The 16,124-nt window shown below is 64.0% G+C and carries 18 protein-coding genes; 8 read left to right on the plus strand and 10 right to left on the minus strand.

Annotated features, from left to right (window positions below):
- Window position 1 precedes the first annotated feature (1 nt).
- From AC0WRY_RS30685 to urtA, 6 genes are all read right to left on the minus strand, one after another.
- Window positions 2-832 carry an urease accessory protein UreD gene (locus AC0WRY_RS30685; RefSeq protein ID WP_491122234.1) on the minus strand — a complete coding sequence of 277 codons (831 nt, stop codon included), beginning with the start codon at window positions 830-832 and terminating at the stop codon, window positions 2-4.
- A 36-nt stretch (window positions 833-868) separates the two neighbouring features.
- On the minus strand, window positions 869-1,564 hold the full coding sequence (urtE, locus tag AC0WRY_RS30690; protein WP_491122235.1) for an urea ABC transporter ATP-binding subunit UrtE: 696 nt from the start codon (window positions 1,562-1,564) through the stop codon (window positions 869-871).
- A gap of 3 nt (window positions 1,565-1,567) precedes the next feature.
- Window positions 1,568-2,329 (minus strand): urea ABC transporter ATP-binding protein UrtD, encoded by a 762-nt coding sequence (gene urtD, locus AC0WRY_RS30695; protein ID WP_194404457.1) that lies wholly within the window; start codon window positions 2,327-2,329, stop codon window positions 1,568-1,570.
- 4 nt (window positions 2,330-2,333) lie between these two features.
- Window positions 2,334-3,503, minus strand: coding sequence for an urea ABC transporter permease subunit UrtC (urtC, locus tag AC0WRY_RS30700; protein WP_211415869.1), 1,170 nt, complete (start codon window positions 3,501-3,503; stop codon window positions 2,334-2,336).
- Window positions 3,500-5,107: an urea ABC transporter permease subunit UrtB gene (gene urtB, locus AC0WRY_RS30705; RefSeq protein WP_491122236.1), complete on the minus strand. Its 1,608-nt coding sequence runs from the start codon at window positions 5,105-5,107 to the stop codon at window positions 3,500-3,502. Before urtB ends, urtC begins: the two co-directional genes overlap by 4 nt.
- An 84-nt stretch (window positions 5,108-5,191) precedes the next feature.
- The gene (urtA, locus tag AC0WRY_RS30710) at window positions 5,192-6,514 is read right to left on the minus strand and encodes an urea ABC transporter substrate-binding protein (protein ID WP_491122237.1); all 1,323 of its coding nucleotides are present in this window, start codon (window positions 6,512-6,514) and stop codon (window positions 5,192-5,194) included.
- 505 nt (window positions 6,515-7,019) lie between these two features.
- Between urtA and AC0WRY_RS30715 the strand changes: the two genes are divergently transcribed.
- From AC0WRY_RS30715 to AC0WRY_RS30725, 3 genes are all read left to right on the plus strand, one after another.
- Entirely contained in the window at window positions 7,020-8,582 is a 1,563-nt protein-coding gene (locus tag AC0WRY_RS30715) for a DEAD/DEAH box helicase (RefSeq protein WP_491122238.1), read from the plus strand.
- Between the two features lie 24 nt (window positions 8,583-8,606).
- Window positions 8,607-8,894, plus strand: coding sequence for a translation initiation factor IF-1 (gene infA / locus AC0WRY_RS30720; protein WP_008131890.1), 288 nt, complete (start codon window positions 8,607-8,609; stop codon window positions 8,892-8,894).
- A gap of 268 nt (window positions 8,895-9,162) precedes the next feature.
- Window positions 9,163-9,375 carry a cold-shock protein gene (locus tag AC0WRY_RS30725; RefSeq protein WP_194404462.1) on the plus strand — a complete coding sequence of 71 codons (213 nt, stop codon included), beginning with the start codon at window positions 9,163-9,165 and terminating at the stop codon, window positions 9,373-9,375.
- A 97-nt stretch (window positions 9,376-9,472) separates the two neighbouring features.
- Here AC0WRY_RS30725 and AC0WRY_RS30730 read toward each other — a convergent pair whose 3' ends face one another.
- From AC0WRY_RS30730 to AC0WRY_RS30745, 4 genes are all read right to left on the minus strand, one after another.
- On the minus strand, window positions 9,473-10,087 hold the full coding sequence (locus AC0WRY_RS30730) for a TadE/TadG family type IV pilus assembly protein (protein WP_491122239.1): 615 nt from the start codon (window positions 10,085-10,087) through the stop codon (window positions 9,473-9,475).
- A gap of 23 nt (window positions 10,088-10,110) precedes the next feature.
- Window positions 10,111-10,692, minus strand: a complete 582-nt coding sequence (locus AC0WRY_RS30735) for a TadE/TadG family type IV pilus assembly protein (protein WP_194404464.1) — start codon at window positions 10,690-10,692, stop codon at window positions 10,111-10,113.
- A gap of 234 nt (window positions 10,693-10,926) precedes the next feature.
- Window positions 10,927-11,424, minus strand: a complete 498-nt coding sequence (locus tag AC0WRY_RS30740; RefSeq protein ID WP_194404465.1) for a pilus assembly protein N-terminal domain-containing protein — start codon at window positions 11,422-11,424, stop codon at window positions 10,927-10,929.
- A 156-nt stretch (window positions 11,425-11,580) separates the two neighbouring features.
- Window positions 11,581-12,408 carry a sterol desaturase family protein gene (locus tag AC0WRY_RS30745; RefSeq protein ID WP_194404466.1) on the minus strand — a complete coding sequence of 276 codons (828 nt, stop codon included), beginning with the start codon at window positions 12,406-12,408 and terminating at the stop codon, window positions 11,581-11,583.
- A 267-nt stretch (window positions 12,409-12,675) separates the two neighbouring features.
- On the opposite strand from AC0WRY_RS30745, the gene AC0WRY_RS30750 reads away from it, so the two are divergent.
- From AC0WRY_RS30750 to AC0WRY_RS30770, 5 genes are all read left to right on the plus strand, one after another.
- The gene (locus AC0WRY_RS30750) at window positions 12,676-12,840 is read left to right on the plus strand and encodes a Flp family type IVb pilin (RefSeq protein ID WP_194404467.1); all 165 of its coding nucleotides are present in this window, start codon (window positions 12,676-12,678) and stop codon (window positions 12,838-12,840) included.
- Between the two features lie 70 nt (window positions 12,841-12,910).
- A complete protein-coding gene (locus AC0WRY_RS30755) occupies window positions 12,911-13,057 on the plus strand; it encodes a hypothetical protein (RefSeq protein ID WP_194404468.1) in 147 nt (48 codons plus the stop codon).
- 124 nt (window positions 13,058-13,181) lie between these two features.
- Window positions 13,182-13,706 (plus strand): A24 family peptidase, encoded by a 525-nt coding sequence (locus AC0WRY_RS30760; protein WP_194404469.1) that lies wholly within the window; start codon window positions 13,182-13,184, stop codon window positions 13,704-13,706.
- Between the two features lie 128 nt (window positions 13,707-13,834).
- Window positions 13,835-14,635, plus strand: a complete 801-nt coding sequence (gene cpaB, locus AC0WRY_RS30765) for a Flp pilus assembly protein CpaB (RefSeq protein ID WP_194404470.1) — start codon at window positions 13,835-13,837, stop codon at window positions 14,633-14,635.
- Between the two features lie 11 nt (window positions 14,636-14,646).
- Complete coding sequence (locus tag AC0WRY_RS30770) at window positions 14,647-16,122, plus strand: type II and III secretion system protein family protein (protein ID WP_194408458.1); 1,476 nt, start codon at window positions 14,647-14,649, stop codon at window positions 16,120-16,122.
- Window positions 16,123-16,124 lie beyond the last annotated feature (2 nt).

The following is a 16,124-nucleotide window of genomic DNA, read 5'->3' on the forward strand; positions in this document are numbered from 1 at the left end:
TTCAATTCAGCCAGAGCCGCGGCAGGGCCGCGCCGGTGCGCGCCAGCACGGCCATCATGTCGGCGCGCAATCGCGCCGCATCTTGGGCACAGAACCGCGCCATTGCAAAGCCATTCCAGGCCGAGATTCCGACCTCCCCTGAGAACGAGCCCGAGGCCTCGCGGATGCGCTCGACCAGAGCCTCGTCACCGGGGACGATCAGGGCCGTGCCGATCGCCGCCCCGCCCCTGGCAACTGCCGATCGCGCGAGCTTTGCGCCGATATTGCCGTCGAGCCTCACCGTCTCGGCGAAGACCAGCCGGCCACCCCGCCGCAGCCGCCAGCGGTCGACGAACTCGCCCTGCTCCATCCGCTCGCCCATGGCGGTGCGGCCGAACACGACGATCTCGCAAAGCAGGAGCGACGCCGCCTCGTCGAGCGCGATGTCGAAGCGGCGATGGACGCGGGCGCGATCAAACAGGATCGTCTCCTGCGGCAGCCAGGCGAGATGCGCACCCGCGGCGACCTTCAGCCCGATATTGAGCTCTGCCGCCTGCCCCGGCGCGCGATAGACCTTTTCTGCGGCCGCCGTCGTCAGCGTCAGCCGCGAGCTGGCTGCGGCCGTGATCTCGATGTCGAAGCGATCCCCACCCGCAACGCCACCGGCCGTGTTGACGAACACGCCGGATAGCCCCTCGTCTTCCGGCGAAGGGAAGCGGATTCGCAAGGAGCCGGATTCATGCAAGGTGCCGCGCCGGGTCACGCCATCGCGCGCATGGACGTCGAAGCGCACCGCGCCACGGGCACGGTTGGCTTCGAACACCGAAGATGTCGTCAAAACGTCGCTGCGCATCCCTCTCCCCGGCCGGCCGCGGCAGAAATCTTGGGACTACAGCGCCATCTGGCGGCTGATTTCGGCCGGGTCGAGATTGGAACGGTCGCAGGTGAACTTCACCGCGCCGCGATCCATCACGGCGAAACTGTCGCCGAGTTCGCAGGCAAAGTCGAGATATTGTTCGACCAGCACGATGGCGATGTTGCCGAGATTGCGCAGGTACGAGATGGCGCGGCCGATGTCCTTGATGATGGAGGGCTGGATGCCCTCGGTCGGCTCGTCGAGCAGCAGAAGCTTCGGCCGCATCACCAGCGCGCGGCCGATCGCGAGTTGCTGTTGCTGGCCGCCTGAGAGGTCGCCGCCGCGACGGCCGAGCATGGATTGCAGCACCGGAAACAGCGAGAACACGTCGTCCGGAATGTGCTTGTCCTCGCGCTTGAGCGGACCGAAACCGGTCTTGAGGTTTTCCTCGACCGTCAGCAGCGGGAAGATCTCGCGTCCCTGCGGCACGAAGCCGATGCCCTTGCGCGCCCGCTCATAGGGCTTCAGACCGGTAATGTCGCTACCGTCGAGCATGATCGCACCCGACGAGATCGGATATTGCCCGACCATGGCACGGAGCAGCGAGGTCTTGCCGACGCCGTTGCGCCCGAGCACGCAGGTGACCTTGCCCGGCTCGGCCGAGATGGACACGCCGCGCAGCGCCTGCGCCGCGCCGTAGAACAGGTTGATATCCTTGACCTCAAGCATCGCTCAGCGCCCCAGATAGACTTCGATGACCCGCTCGTTGGACGAGACCTGGTCGATGGTGCCTTCCGCGAGCACCGTGCCTTCGTGCAGACAGGTGACCTTGACGCCGAGCTCGCGCACGAACGTCATGTCGTGCTCGACCACCATCACGGTGTGGGTCTTGTTGATCTCTTTCAGCAGCTCGGCGGTCAGATGCGTCTCGACGTCGGTCATGCCGGCGACGGGCTCGTCGACCAGCAGCAGCTTCGGATCCTGCGCCAGCAGCATGCCGATCTCGAGCCATTGCTTCTGGCCGTGGCTGAGGCTGCCGGCAAGGCGATTGCGGGCGTCGGTGAGGCGGATCGTCTCCAGCACCTTGTCGATGCGCTCGGACTCGGCCTTGCTGCCGCGCCAGAACAGCGTGCCGCGGACCGAATGGTCGACGTTCAGCGCGAGCAGGAGGTTGTCCTGCACGGTCTGGCTCTCGAACACGGTCGGTTTCTGGAACTTGCGGCCGATGCCGAGCTCGGCAATGCGGGTCTCGTCCAGCCGCGTCAAATCGGTGACGCCGTCGAACAGAACCGTCCCCTCGTCGGGCTTGGTCTTGCCGGTGATGATGTCCATCATGGTGGTCTTGCCGGCGCCGTTCGGGCCGATGATGGCGCGCATCTCGCCGGGCTCGAGGGTCAACGACAAATTGTTGATGGCGTGGAAGCCGTCGAACGAGACGTGCACGCCGTCCAGGTAAAGCATCGCGGAGGTCGCGCGGTTGTCCATGACGTTCATCGCGCTACTCCGCCATCTTGGGTTCGGTGACGCCGTCCTCGGCCGCAGCGCTCGTTGAGGCCGCGGCGATGCGCTTCTCCCTCGAGGAGTCCCACCAGGCGTTGAAGGTGCCGACGATGCCCTTGGGCAGCAGCAGCGTCACCAGGATGAACAGCGCACCCAGCATGAACAGCCAGTAAGGCGCGAGCATGCCGGAGGTGAAGAACGTCTTGGCGTAGTTGACGACGACGGCGCCGAGCGCCGCGCCGACCAGCGTGCCGCGGCCGCCGACCGCGACCCAGATCACCGCCTCGATCGAATTGCCCGGCGCGAACTCGGAGGGATTGATGATGCCGACCTGGGGGACGTAGAGCGCACCGGCGACGCCGGCCATGCAGGCCGACACCGTGAACACGAACAGCTTGTAGGATTCGACGCGGTAGCCCAGGAAGCGCGTGCGCGATTCCGCATCACGCACCGCGATCAGCACCTTGCCGAGCTTCGACGAGACGATGGCGCGGCAGATCAGGAAACCGACGATCAGCGCCAGGCAGCTCAGCGCGAACAGCGCCGCGCGGGTGCCCTCCGCCTGCACGTTGAAGCCGAGGATGTCCTTGAAGTCGGTCAGGCCGTTGTTGCCGCCGAAGCCGAAATCGTTGCGGAAGAAGGCGAGCAGCAGCGCATAGGTCATCGCCTGCGTGATGATCGAGAGATACACGCCGGTGACGCGGGAACGGAAGGCGAGCCAGCCGAAGCAGAAGGCGAGCAGGCCGGGCACGACCAGCACCATCAGCGCGGCGAACCAGAACATGTCGAAGCCGTACCAGTACCAGGGCAGCTTCGAATAGTTCAGGAACACCATGAAGTCGGGCAGAACAGGATTGCCGTAGACGCCGCGGGTGCCGATCTGCCGCATCAGGTACATGCCCATGGCGTAGCCGCCGAGCGCGAAGAAGGCGCCGTGGCCGAGCGAGAGAATGCCGCAATAGCCCCAGATCAGGTCGATCGCCAGAGCCAGGATGGCGTAGCAGACATACTTGCCCCAGAGCGCGACGAGATAGGTCGGCACTTGCAGGAACGAGCCCGCGGGCAGCAGCAGGTTGGAGAGCGGGATGAGGATGCCGCAGGCCACGACGACGGCAAGGAAGACCGTCGCGCTGCGGTCCAGCGATCGCGTCAGCATGTGAGGGGTCATGCTTCCACCGCACGGCCCTTGAGCGCGAACAGGCCGCGCGGCCGCTTTTGAATGAACAGGATGATCAGAACCAGGATGGCGATCTTGCCGAGCACGGCGCCGGCGACCGGCTCCAGGAATTTGTTGGCGATGCCGAGCGTGAAGGCGCCGACCAGCGTGCCCCAGAGATTGCCGACCCCGCCGAACACCACGACCATGAAGCTGTCGATGATGTAGCTCTGGCCGAGATTGGGGCTGACATTGTCGATCTGCGACAGCGCCACGCCGGCAATACCGGCGATACCCGAGCCGAGCCCGAAGGTCAGCGCGTCGACGCGCGAGGTGGCGATGCCCATCGAGGCCGCCATGCGACGGTTCTGCGTCACTGCGCGCATCTCGAGGCCCAGTGCGGTGTAGCGCAGCATTGCGAGCAGGATCGCGAACACGGCCAGCGTGAACACGAGGATCCAGAGCCGGTTATAGGTGATGGTGATCTGGCCGAGCTCGAACGCGCCGCTCATCCAGGAGGGGTTGCCGACCTCGCGGTTGGTCGGGCCGAACATGGTGCGCACCGCCTGCTGCAGCACCAGCGAGAGACCCCAGGTGGCCAGCAGCGTCTCCAGCGGGCGGCCGTAGAGGAAGCGGATGATGCTGCGCTCGATCAGGACGCCGATGGCGCCGGCGACGAGGAAGGCGAGCGGCACGGCGATCAAGAGCGAATAGTCGAACAGGCCGGGATAGCGGGTGCGGATCACCTCCTGCACCACGAAGGTGGTGTAGGCTCCGATCATCACCATCTCGCCATGGGCCATGTTGATGACGCCCATCACGCCGAAGGTGATGGCGAGCCCGATCGCGGCGAGCAGCAGCACCGAGCCGAGCGAGAGGCCGTACCAGGCATTCTGCACGCCCGACCAGACGGCGAGCGAGGACTGGATCGAGCCGATCGCGCTCGCGGCGGCCTTGGTCACCGAGGCCGGCTGGTCGCCCATGCCGGTGAGCAGCGCCAGCGCTTCCTGATCGCCGCGCGCCTTGAGCGTGGCAACCGCCTCGAGCTTCTCGACCTCGGAGGCATCTGTCTTGAACAGCAGGATGGCCGCGCGAGCCTCGCCGAGCGCAGCCTTGACCGATTTGTTGGTTTCCTTGGCGAGCGCGCCGTCGACGGCCTCGAGCGCCGTCTCCTCATGCGACTTGAAGACGGACTGCGCGGCCTGCAGGCGCGTCCCGACATCCGGCGATTGCAGCGTCAGGCCGCCGAGCGCAGCATCGACGCTGCGGCGCAGGCGGTTATTGAGGCGCACGGCGCTCGCGCTGTCGGGAACGCTGGCGACCGCCTCGCCGGTCGCGGCATCGATCGACTTGCCGTCGGCGCCCGTGACGTAAACCTTCTTGCTGTCAGGATCGGCCATGAGGCGGCCGTCCTGGAGCGCGCTGATGATGGGAAAAGCCAGCTTGTTGCCACTCCCGGCAACCACGCCGATCGCCTCTTCCGTGTCGGAGAAATCGTCATTGGCGAATTTGGCGACCCCGTCCTCGAACGGACCGGCGAAGGCCGGCAGCGCGAACGCGATCAGCAACAACGAGAGCGCAAGCGAGCAGAGGCGCGCGGACAAATAGGCTGGCACTGTGAATGACCCCGGCAGAAATGGGTGGAGAAGGCGGCGGGATCGCCGCCCTCTCCGATCGTGCAATGGCGTGTCAGATCCGGATCAGGAGCCGGAACCGAGGCACTTGTTGGTCTTGGTGTTGAAGTTGCCGCACTTCTTGCCGACCCAGTCGCCGATCAGGTCCTTGGAGCCGTCGAGCTCCTTCGACCAGGCATCGCCCGCGACGAGGCCCGGGGTCTTCCAGACCACGTCGAACTGGCCGTTGCCCTTGATCTCGCCGATGAACACCGGCTTGGTGATGTGGTGGTTCGGCAGCATCTTCGACACGCCGCCGGTCAGGTTCTTGGCTTCGATGCCCGGGAGAGCGTCGATCACCTTGTCGGGATCGGTCGACTTCACCTTCTCGACCGCCTTGACCCACATGTCGAAGCCGATCACGTGCGCTTCCATCGGATCGTTTGTCACGCGCTTCGGATTCTTGGTGTAGGCCTGCCACGCCTTGATGAACTTCTCGTTCTCCGGCGACTTGATGGACTGGAAGTAGTTCCAGGCAGCGAGATGGCCGACCAGCGGCTTGGTGTCGATGCCGGCGAGCTCTTCCTCACCGACCGAGAACGCGACGACCGGGATGTCCTTCGCCTTGATACCCTGGTTGCCGAGCTCCTTGTAGAAGGGAACGTTGGCGTCGCCGTTGATGGTCGAGACCACCGCAGTCTTCTTGCCGGCCGAGCCGAACTTCTTGATGTCGGCCACGATCGTCTGCCAATCGGAGTGACCGAACGGCGTGTAGTTGATCATGATGTCTTCCTGGGCGACACCCTTGGACTTCAGATAGGCTTCCAGGATCTTGTTGGTGGTGCGCGGATAGACGTAGTCGGTGCCCGCGAGCACCCAGCGCTTCACCTTCTCTTCCTTCATCAAATAGTCGACGGCGGGGATCGCCTGCTGGTTCGGTGCCGCGCCCGTGTAGAACACGTTGCGCTCGCTCTCCTCACCCTCGTACTGCACGGGGTAGAACAGGATGCTGTTCAGCTCCTTGAACACCGGGAGCACCGACTTGCGCGACACCGAGGTCCAGCAGCCGAACACGACCGAGACCTTGTCCTTGGTGATCAGCTCGCGCGCCTTTTCGGCGAACAGCGGCCAGTTCGAGGCGGGATCGACGACGACGGCCTCGAGCTTCTTGCCGTTCACGCCGCCCTTCTTGTTCTGCTCGTCGATCAGGAAGAGGATGGTGTCCTTCAGCGTGGTTTCGCTGATGGCCATGGTGCCGGAAAGAGAGTGCAGCACACCGACCTTGATGGTGTCGTCGGCGGCCTTCGTGCCGGTCAATGGAGCCAGTCCGAGCATCAGTCCGGCGGTCGCGGCGAGAACGCCACGGCGGCTAAATGACGCCGCTATATCGTGAATGGATTTGCTAAGCATGAGTGTCTCATCTCCCTGACGCAGACGTGAAAACGCTGCGAAACGGCCCCACGGCCGCCTGCGATTAACGGATTCGCAAGAACCGTGCCATGGACTGAGCACCCATCAACCAATTGGTTTCGCTAAACAAATCGCCCGGAATCAAAGTTTCGCCATTAAGAAGCAGCTCAAAACTTGAGCAATTCAAATGTATGCCAAAGCGGCAGGCGGTCTATTTTTTGAGCAAAATGCTAGCTCTGGCTAAATTTCCGGCATAACTATTTCTGCACCGCAACCGCCGTTTCGGGCACGCTTGCCTTGAAAGCGCCCGCTGAATGTTCCATATGAACAGCCGAGACCTCTTGCGAATCAAGGGGTCGTTGCGAGCCGCGTGTTCTTAAGCCCCCTACGGGCCTCTGGCTTGCCCCATATCTCCCAAGCCATCCGACACCCTAAACACGCAGGTGTCTTCTCGACACCCTTTTGCGCGCGCCGCGCTGAATGCGCCGGGCGTTGCGCTTTTGACATGGAAAGAACCCATCTTTTGACTTCGTTTCAGGATTTCGGCCTCGCCGAACCGATCGCGCGTGCTCTCGCCGAAGAGAACTACGTCACCCCCACCCCCATCCAGGCCCAGACTGTTCCGATCGCGCTGACCGGGCGCGACGTCGTCGGCATCGCCCAGACCGGAACCGGCAAGACCGCGTCCTTCGCGCTGCCGATCCTCCACCGCCTGCTCGAGAACCGCATCAAGCCGCAGCCCAAGACCTGCCGCGTCCTGGTGCTGTCGCCCACCCGCGAGCTGTCCGGCCAGATCCTCGATAGCTTCAACGCCTATGGCCGCCACCTCCGCCTGGCCTCGACGCTCGCCATCGGCGGCGTGCCGATGGGCCGCCAGGTCCGTGCCCTGATGCAGGGCGTCGACGTGCTGGTCGCCACCCCCGGCCGCCTGCTCGACCTCGTGCAAAGCAACGGATTGAAACTTTCGAGCGTCGAATTCCTCGTGCTCGACGAAGCCGACCGCATGCTCGACATGGGCTTCATCAACGACATCCGCAAAATCGTCGCGAAACTCCCGATCAAGCGGCAGACGCTGTTCTTCTCGGCCACCATGCCGAAGGACATCGCCGAGCTCGCCGACGCCATGCTGCGTGACCCCGCCCGCGTCGCGGTGACCCCGGTCTCCTCGACCGCCGAGCGGATCAACCAGCGCATCGTCCAGGTCGACTTCTCCGCCAAGCCCGCCTTCCTGACCAAGCTGCTGAAAGACGAGCCGGTCAACCGCGCACTGGTCTTCACCCGCACCAAGCATGGTGCCGACAAGGTGGTGAAGTCGCTCGAGAAGGCCGGCATTCCCGCCAGCGCCATCCACGGCAACAAGTCGCAGAACCATCGCGAGCGCACGCTCGCCCAGTTCCGCTCGGGCGAGATCCGCACCCTGGTCGCCACCGACATTGCCGCCCGCGGCATCGATGTCGACGGCATCAGCCACGTCATCAATTTCGACCTGCCCAACGTGCCGGAAACCTATGTCCACCGTATCGGCCGCACCGCGCGCGCCGGCGCCGAGGGCACCGCGATCTCGCTGGTGGCCGGCGGCGAGGAACTCAGCTACCTCCGCGACATCGAGCGGCTGATCAAGGTGGCGCTGCCGCGCGAAGACCTCCGTACCGATGCCGGCCGCCGCGACGCCGGTCCTCCCCCGTCCCAGCAACGGCAGGGCCGGCCGGGTGGCCGCCCGGGCCAGCGTCCGCAAGGCGCCCGGCACGGCGACGGACGGCGTGGCGACGAACGGCATGCCGACGGACGCCATCATAGCGCCGGCAGGACCAGCGACGGACGGCCCGGCGAAGGACGTTATGGCGAGGGCAGACCTGTTGATGGCAGGCCCGGAGAGGGCCACAAGGCCTCCAAAGGGTCTCGCCGCCGCCGCGGTTCGGGTGGTAAGATGAATTCCTCACCAGCCGATCGGTCGGAACAGCGTCCCGCGCATAGCGCCGGCAAGCCTGATGGAATACAAGGCGTTGCCTTTTTGCGTCGCGAGAGTCGCCCCAACGGCCGACCGAACCGCAATCCTCATTCGAACTAACAGTCCACGACTGGAGACCCCCACATGGCTAAGGAAGAGCTGATCCAGTTCGAAGGACTGGTCACCGAAATCCTCCCCGACGCCCGCTACCGCGTGCAGCTCGACGCCGGACACGAGATCGTCGCCTACACGGCCGGCAAGATGAAGAAGAACCGCATCAAGACGCTGGCGGGCGACCGCGTGACGGTGGAGATGTCGCCCTATGACCTGGAGAAGGGCCGGCTGATTTTCCGCCACAAGGACGAACGTCCCAGCGGGGTGGGTGGACCGCCTCGTCCCGGACAGCGCGGCGGTCAGTTCCGTCGCCGCTAGCCTATGGTTGGCGCGCAAGCGCGGAAATAAAATGCCGATCTTTATTTTGATCCGCCGTGCACCCACGGCGGATCAAAAAATCGTGCGCGCCCCGATTGTTTTGAGTCCCCAATTCCGATAAAAGGAATTTATCGATTTTCGGCCGGACGACATTAGCATCCACCGGTACAGCCGGTTCAGACACGCTGACGACCCTTCCAAAAATTCGATCTAACCGGCCCGCGCGAGTGGGCTCCAACCTTGTGTTATCTGAGAAGGGACTACCCCCGTGAGCATGGGAACCGTGAAGTGGTTTAACGCGACCAAAGGCTTCGGCTTCATTCAGCCCGACGATGGCGGCCAGGACGTGTTCGTCCACATCAGCGCCGTGGAACGTGCCGGCCTCGGCACGCTGCGTGAAGGTCAGAAGATCTCCTACGAGATCGTGGCCGACCGTCGTTCCGGCAAGTCGGCGGCAGACAATCTCCGCGACGCAGGCTGAACCCGCCGGGCCTCGCCCGATCGGCTCGCAAGAAACAAGAAGGCCGTGCACACCGCACGGCCTTTTTCATTTTCATTCTACGCCCTGCTCGAGGACATCAGCACGAGGACGGTACGCCGTTGTAGGGAACGCAAGTGACCTGGCGCGGCCGCGTATAGGACAGATCGCTCAGCGGCAGACTCGACTTCAACACGTATCCCACCGACGGTGTGTAAGTGTAGCTCGCCTCGCTGAGGATGAGGTAGGTCGACGGAATGAGCAGCGTCGATGGAATTTCGTTGGTCACCTTGTCGCCAGCCTTCCGAGCCGAGGTCGCCAGCGTCGCTTGCGTCGCGCCGCTCGCGATGGTTCCGGCCTTGCTCCACTGGACCGTGGCAATGCTGTTCTCATCGATATAGATCTGGGAAATCGCGCCTTTCACGAGCGTTGCGTCGTAAGGCATGATGATCGAGATGCTGGCCGTGAACGTGTTCTGCATGTCGGAATCGGCAAGCGTCGTCGACTGCGACGTCAGATCGGACAGGGTCCGTGCAATCAACGTGACCTTGCGATCGATCGCCACCGCCGACGAGAACTCGACGGTGCCGAAGAACATCACCAGCATCAGCGGGACGATGACCGCGAATTCGGTCGCCGCGAGCGCGTGCTTGTCGGCGACGAAGTCACGCAATGAGCAGCGGGCATTTCCCAAGAAATTCGCAATCGCCTGCATTGGTCCGCCCAGATCCATCTGCCTCAGAAGGGTTCGTTCTTGAAGGCTGCGGTCGCCACCAGCAGCCGCTTGTTGCTGCAACCGATGTTGTAGCCGAGGCCGGTGACGACGAGCGGCCACTGGTAGAACAGCCGCACCACGACGACCTGGCTGGCGCTGCCGGGATTGTATTGCACGCCGGCCGGATTGAAGGTGCAAGAATCGCCGTAATTGGTGAGGCTCAGCGTCGTGAAGGAACTGGTGCTCACCACGTCGACGTAGAGCTTATTGCAATCGAACAGCGCCGGGATCTGGCTGCAGACATAGGCCTTGAACGTGGTCTGATCGCACGCCGACACCGTGTTGGGCACCGTCTGACAGGCCGCCACCGAGCCGCCCTGCGCTTGCGCCTGACCGGTCAGAATCGCACGTGCCGAAGCTTGGGTGACGGTCTCGAGCACCTGGCCTGCGAAGAACACCAGCGCCGTCTCGATGATGGCGAACAGCAGCCCGAAGAAGATCGGAGCAACCAGCGCGAACTCGACCGCCGCAGAGCCGCGGCGGCTGCCGCGAAACCGGCTTAGCGCCTTGCGGAGCGTAAATCTCGTCGACGGAAGCGATGGCATCGCGTCAAATTCCCCAGCAGCGGCGATCCTCTGCTTCATTCAATAGCTAAAACTGATTGTTTAAGTGTTGCAGGCGATTCACGCTGCGCGAACCGCACGGCTAAGGATGCGTTAACCACGCATGCCGGCGGCACGGAAAAAGACGGCGCGCGCAGCCGGACGTCGCCTGGCGTCCGGGAAGCGCCGAGGCGGATCAGGCGATCCACCCCGGCGCGAACCGGTCAATCGGTCTGGCTAGTTGGATTTGGTGGCCGCACCGGCGTTGCCGCTGGCACTGCTGCTCAGCGAACCGGCCTGGCTCATCGTGTTGTTGAAGTAGGTGTCGCTGTCGCCGAGCGTCACCCGGCGTTGGCAAAGCGGCATGCAGCTGTAGGACTCGCGCTCGATCCCGCGATAGACGGTGACGAGCCGGTCGCTCGGGCCTTCGACCTGGATCTGGCGGTCGACCAGAATCTCGCCGCTCCGGTCGAGCGCGATGAAATTGGTGGCACCGTAGCCCTTGCCGGTCACGACGATCATGCCGCCGGGCTGCAGCGTGACATCGGCGATCAGGGGATTGCCGACCACGATGGTCGCCACCTTGCCGGGCAGCCGCACCAGCTTGGCCTGGTCGACATTGACGGCGATGGTGTCGGCGGTCGGTTCGGCAAGGCCGGCAGCCGGCGATGCCAGCACGGCGGCAGCAACCAGAAGACAGACCCGCGCATGACGGCGCAGCAATTCTTTACGCATACTCTTACCCCCGGGACGTCACAAACCGGCAGAAGCGAACGGATAACAACGGAGCCGGTGCCCGACCCGGCTAACCTGCCCCTAATTCATGAACGTTCCGCAAACTCGCGGACGATTGTTCGACGGACCGGCGTTTGCGCGGTCGCTATCTCCAGCCTAGCGGCGGAACGGATAGGCCAATTGGCCCGCGATCTCCTTCGGTATGGCCGCTTCGTCCTTGCCGTAGTCCTGCGGAAGCTGCCCCTCCGGCATGCGGAAGGTGCCGAACAGCACGTCCCAGACCGGGAACGTCCCGGCGAAGTTCGTGTTGCCGCCCTCCGCGAGCGAGGTGTGGTGCCAACGGTGGAACACCGGGGTTGCCAGCAGATATTTGAACGGTCCGAAGGTCCAGTTCAGATTGGCGTGCACGAAGGCCGAATGGAAGGTGGTGAACGGGCCGACCCAGAGCATGATGTTCGGGGAGATGCCGGCCATCAGCAGAACGACGTCGACGCTGATCGTCCCGAGCATCAGATTAATGGGATGGAAGCGGGCCGCGGAAATCCAACCGATCTCCTCCGACGAATGATGAATGGCGTGGTACTTCCAGAAACCGCCGTCGTGGAAAAGCCGGTGGATCCAGTACAGCATGAAATCAGACAGCACCAGGAACAGCAGGGCTTGCACCCACAGGGGCAGCTGCGCCAGCGGACCATGGCCGTTGTCGTAGAAGGCGATGAGCTCGTCGGCATCGTGGATGTTGAAGACGGCGCCGGCGCCGACGATCAGCAGTCCGATCCGCATAGTGCGGGCGAACACCGGAACGAAGAACCAGTAGCAGATGTCGGTGATGATCTCGCGCTTGCGCCACCACGGGGCGCCGGGATTGCACGCCCAGAAATGCTCGAGCACGGTGAAGACCGCCGCGAGCACGAAGGTGACGGGGACCACTTTCGCGATGGTCTCGCCGAGCATCAGGGCGACTTCCATGGGCAGGCTCGACATCGTCGCCTCTCTCCGCGAATTCCAATCCTCTTACGCCTACTCCGTGAAATTTAAGGGAGGATGAAGCGGCCGCTGCGCTGGCGATGCATCTGGAACCGGAGAGAATTGAAGCCCGGCTTTAAGGCGAAATTCACTCTGGACCAAAGCATCTCGCCAGAAGCCGGTTTGCGCGATCGAATTAACTCTACCGAAAGAGCTCGGCTCTCATGTTCACCGCGTCATAGACAGCGCCGAACGAGGCGATCCCAACCGAATGGAGTTTTGTTCATGAAGAACTTGATTGCGCGTTTTGCGAAGGATGAGTCCGGCGCCACCGCCATCGAATACGGCCTGATCGCCGCCGGCATCGCGCTGGCCATCATCACCGTCGTCAACAGCCTCGGCACCACGCTGAACGCCAAGTTCACCGCGATCAGCACCTCGCTGAAGTAAGCGACAAGCGAACGACGGCAAAAGCCCCGGACCTCCGGGGCCTTTGTTTTTCCGAAGACGGCGAGTTCCAGTGGCGTTGCGCGAGTACAGAACCGATGCCGCGGTCGCGGCGAACGAGGCGGTGGCGGCGCAGGCCGGCTCGCCGGTCTATTGGGTCTGCCTTGCGCTGCTGCTCGCGACGGTCGCACTCGCCGCCCGCATTGCCAGCCTCTGGTAGGCACGCGTTCCGCGGTTTCGGCCCCGCGTGCCCTTAGCTGCCGTTGTCGGTTTGTTTAGCAACTCGTGGCTAGACTCCGGCGACGCCAGTTCCCGCGGCAAACCCAGGCCTCAAGACGCAGCCCATGATCCTCGACCTTGCGCGCCTTCTGCTCTTCCCTGCCCTGATGGCGTTCGCCGCCGCGAGCGATCTCTTCACGATGACGATCTCGAACCGCGTGTCGCTGGCGCTGGTCGCAGGCTTCTTCGCGCTCGCCCTCGCCGGTGGCATGGCACCTTACGAGATGCTCAGTCATGTCGGCGCCGGCGCGCTGCTGCTGGTCATTGCCTTTGCTTGCTTTGCAATGGGCTGGATGGGCGGCGGCGATGCCAAGGTCGCCGCCTCCGTCGCGCTGTGGTTTGGTTTCACGCCCCTGATGGACTTCCTACTCTACGCCTCGTTGTTCGGCGGCGCGCTGACGCTGCTGCTGCTCCAGTTCCGGCAATGGCCCCTGCCTTACGGCCTTGCGGGACAGGCTTGGCTTGCACGGCTGCACGACAAGCAAACCGGCATTCCTTACGGCATCGCGCTCACGCTTGGCGCGCTGATGGTCTACCCGGAGACCGAATGGGTGAAGGCGATCGACCTCGCCCACCTCGCACTGCGCTGAACGCGCCGGGTAAACCCGGCGTTAAGGCGATTTAGATACGCCTCATTAACCATGCTTTGACGAATAGCTGGTCAACTGCCGATTACGGCGGCGGCAGCGTCGCGGCGTCTTGTTGGAAAGTGAAGCGTATGAATAGGGCACGCATTGTCGTCCTGACGGTCGCCATCTGCGCCGGCGGTGTCGCCGCGTACCTGGCGAGCGGCTCGGACCAATCTGCGCCGCCTCCGGCGGCTCCGGTCGCACAGCTTCCAACCGTCGACGTTCTCGTGGCCAAGAACGACATCGGCCTCGGCCAGACCGTGAAGCCGGAAGACGTGCAATGGCAGACCTGGCCGGCCGCGACCGCCAGCGCCACCTTCATTCGCCGCAACGAGCGTCCCGAGGGCGCGACCCAGGTTGCCGGTTCCATCGCCCGCGCCCCCTTCATTCAAGGTGAGCCGATCCGCGACCAGAAGCTGGTCAAGGCCGAAGGCTCCGGCTTCATGGCGGCAATCCTGCCCACCGGCATGCGGGCGATCTCGACCGAGATCTCGCCGGAAACCGGCGCGGGCGGCTTCATCCTGCCCAACGATCGCGTCGACGTCCTTTTGACGCGCCGGCTGAAGAACCCGGACCAGACCAGCGGCGCCCCCGACGTCGTCACCTCCGAGATCATCCTGGCCAATATCCGCGTCCTGGCCATCGACCAGGCGCCAAAGGAGAAGGACGGCCAGAACGCGGTGGTCGGCAAGACCGTCACCCTCGAGCTCAATCCCGCGCAGACCGCGACACTCTCCGCGGCCCGCCAGAGCGGTACGCTGTCGCTGGCGCTGCGCAGCATCGTCGACGTCAAGATGAGCGAAATCACGCTCGATGATTCCGCGCAGAAGCGGGACGGTATTTCGATCATTCGCTACGGCATTCCAAGTCAGACGGCGAAAGCACGATGAAGACAGTCGATATGAAGCACAGGGTGGATTTGACGACGATGCGAACCTCGGCGGTTCGCGCCCTGTCGTTTTCGGCCGCTTTCGCGCTGGCGCTCAACCCGGTGCTGAACCCCGTGGTCGCCGCCGATTACCGTCCCGTGGCCTCGGCCGCCGCGGACGGCCAGATGAACGCGCGCTTCCTCTCGCTCGGCGTCGGCAAATCCATCGTGATCGACCTGCCGCGCGACATCAAGGATGTGCTGGTCGCCGATCCCAAGATCGCCAACGCGGTGGTCCGCTCGGCGCAGCGCGCCTATATCATCGGTGCCACGGTCGGCCAGACCAACATCGTGTTCTTCGATTCCGCGGGGCAGCAGATCGCGGCCTATGACATCGCGGTCAAGCGCGACCTCAACGGCGTGCGCGCCGCGCTGAAGCAGATCCTGCCCAATTCGGACATTCAAATCGACGGGCTCGGCGACGGCATTGTCCTGACCGGCACGGCGGCGAATCCGATGGAGGCGCAGCAGGCCAACGATCTCGCGGCGCGCCTGGCCGGCGGCGCCGACAAGGTCGTGAACTCGATCGTGGTGCGCGGCCGCGACCAGGTCATGCTCAAGGTGACGGTCGCGGAAGTCCAGCGCACCATCGTCAAGCAGCTCGGCATCGACCTGAGCGCCAGCCTCAACTACGGCACGTCGGTGGTGAGCTTCACCAACTCCAATCCGTTCACGGCACTCGGCAAGAACCTCGTGGACGGCAACAATTTGACGACGAAGTTCGGCGGCGCGTCGTCGGTGCAGGCCACCCTGCGCGCGATGGAAACCGCGGGCGTGATCCGCACGCTGGCCGAACCGAACCTGACCGCAATCTCCGGTGAATCGGCGACGTTCATCGCCGGCGGTGAATTCCCGGTCCCGGCAGGCTATGCGTGCGACCCCACCACCCATGTCTGTACCACCCAGATCAGCTTCAAGAAGTTCGGCATCTCGCTCAACTTCACCCCCGTGGTGCTGAGCGAAGGCAAGATCAGCCTGCGCGTGATGACCGAGGTCTCGGAGCTCTCGAACGAAAACGCGATCACGCTGTCGCAGGCCGTTACCTCGACCTCGGTGAACTCGCTGACGGTGCCCTCGATCAGGACCCGCCGCGCTGAGACCTCGCTGGAAATTCCCTCCGGCGGCGCGATGGCGATGGCCGGCCTGATCCAGCAGCAGACCAAGCAGGCCATCAGCGGCCTGCCGGGACTGATGCAGCTCCCGGTCCTCGGCACGCTGTTCCGCAGCCGCGACTTCGTCAACAACGCGACCGAGCTGGTCGTGATCGTGACCCCCTATGTCGTTCGCGCGGTGGCGCCAAAGGACCTGTCGCGACCGGATGACGGCTTCACCCCGCCTGCGGATCCTCAGGCCCAGCTGCTCGGCAACATCAACCGCATCTACGGCGTGCCCGGCCGGACCGAACCGGCCAAGAACTACCGCGGCACTTACGGCTTCATTACCGACTGATG

It is taken from the genome of Bradyrhizobium sp. T-12 (assembly GCF_058314695.1).

What these genes read in the sequence shown, in the direction of transcription:
- AC0WRY_RS30685 (WP_491122234.1), bottom strand. Translation starts at nt 832, where the DNA reads ATGCGCAGCGACGTTTTGACGACATCTTCGGTGTTCGAAGCCAACCGT.
- urtE (WP_491122235.1), bottom strand. Translation starts at nt 1,564, where the DNA reads ATGCTTGAGGTCAAGGATATCAACCTGTTCTACGGCGCGGCGCAGGCG.
- urtD (WP_194404457.1), bottom strand. Translation starts at nt 2,329, where the DNA reads ATGAACGTCATGGACAACCGCGCGACCTCCGCGATGCTTTACCTGGAC.
- urtC (WP_211415869.1), bottom strand. Translation starts at nt 3,503, where the DNA reads ATGACCCCTCACATGCTGACGCGATCGCTGGACCGCAGCGCGACGGTC.
- urtA (WP_491122237.1), bottom strand. Translation starts at nt 6,514, where the DNA reads ATGCTTAGCAAATCCATTCACGATATAGCGGCGTCATTTAGCCGCCGT.
- AC0WRY_RS30715 (WP_491122238.1), top strand. Translation starts at nt 7,020, where the DNA reads ATGGAAAGAACCCATCTTTTGACTTCGTTTCAGGATTTCGGCCTCGCC.
- infA (WP_008131890.1), top strand. Translation starts at nt 8,607, where the DNA reads ATGGCTAAGGAAGAGCTGATCCAGTTCGAAGGACTGGTCACCGAAATC.
- AC0WRY_RS30730 (WP_491122239.1), bottom strand. Translation starts at nt 10,087, where the DNA reads ATGCAGGCGATTGCGAATTTCTTGGGAAATGCCCGCTGCTCATTGCGT.
- AC0WRY_RS30735 (WP_194404464.1), bottom strand. Translation starts at nt 10,692, where the DNA reads ATGCCATCGCTTCCGTCGACGAGATTTACGCTCCGCAAGGCGCTAAGC.
- AC0WRY_RS30740 (WP_194404465.1), bottom strand. Translation starts at nt 11,424, where the DNA reads ATGCGTAAAGAATTGCTGCGCCGTCATGCGCGGGTCTGTCTTCTGGTT.
- AC0WRY_RS30745 (WP_194404466.1), bottom strand. Translation starts at nt 12,408, where the DNA reads ATGTCGAGCCTGCCCATGGAAGTCGCCCTGATGCTCGGCGAGACCATC.
- AC0WRY_RS30750 (WP_194404467.1), top strand. Translation starts at nt 12,676, where the DNA reads ATGAAGAACTTGATTGCGCGTTTTGCGAAGGATGAGTCCGGCGCCACC.
- AC0WRY_RS30760 (WP_194404469.1), top strand. Translation starts at nt 13,182, where the DNA reads ATGATCCTCGACCTTGCGCGCCTTCTGCTCTTCCCTGCCCTGATGGCG.
- cpaB (WP_194404470.1), top strand. Translation starts at nt 13,835, where the DNA reads ATGAATAGGGCACGCATTGTCGTCCTGACGGTCGCCATCTGCGCCGGC.
- AC0WRY_RS30770 (WP_194408458.1), top strand. Translation starts at nt 14,647, where the DNA reads ATGAAGCACAGGGTGGATTTGACGACGATGCGAACCTCGGCGGTTCGC.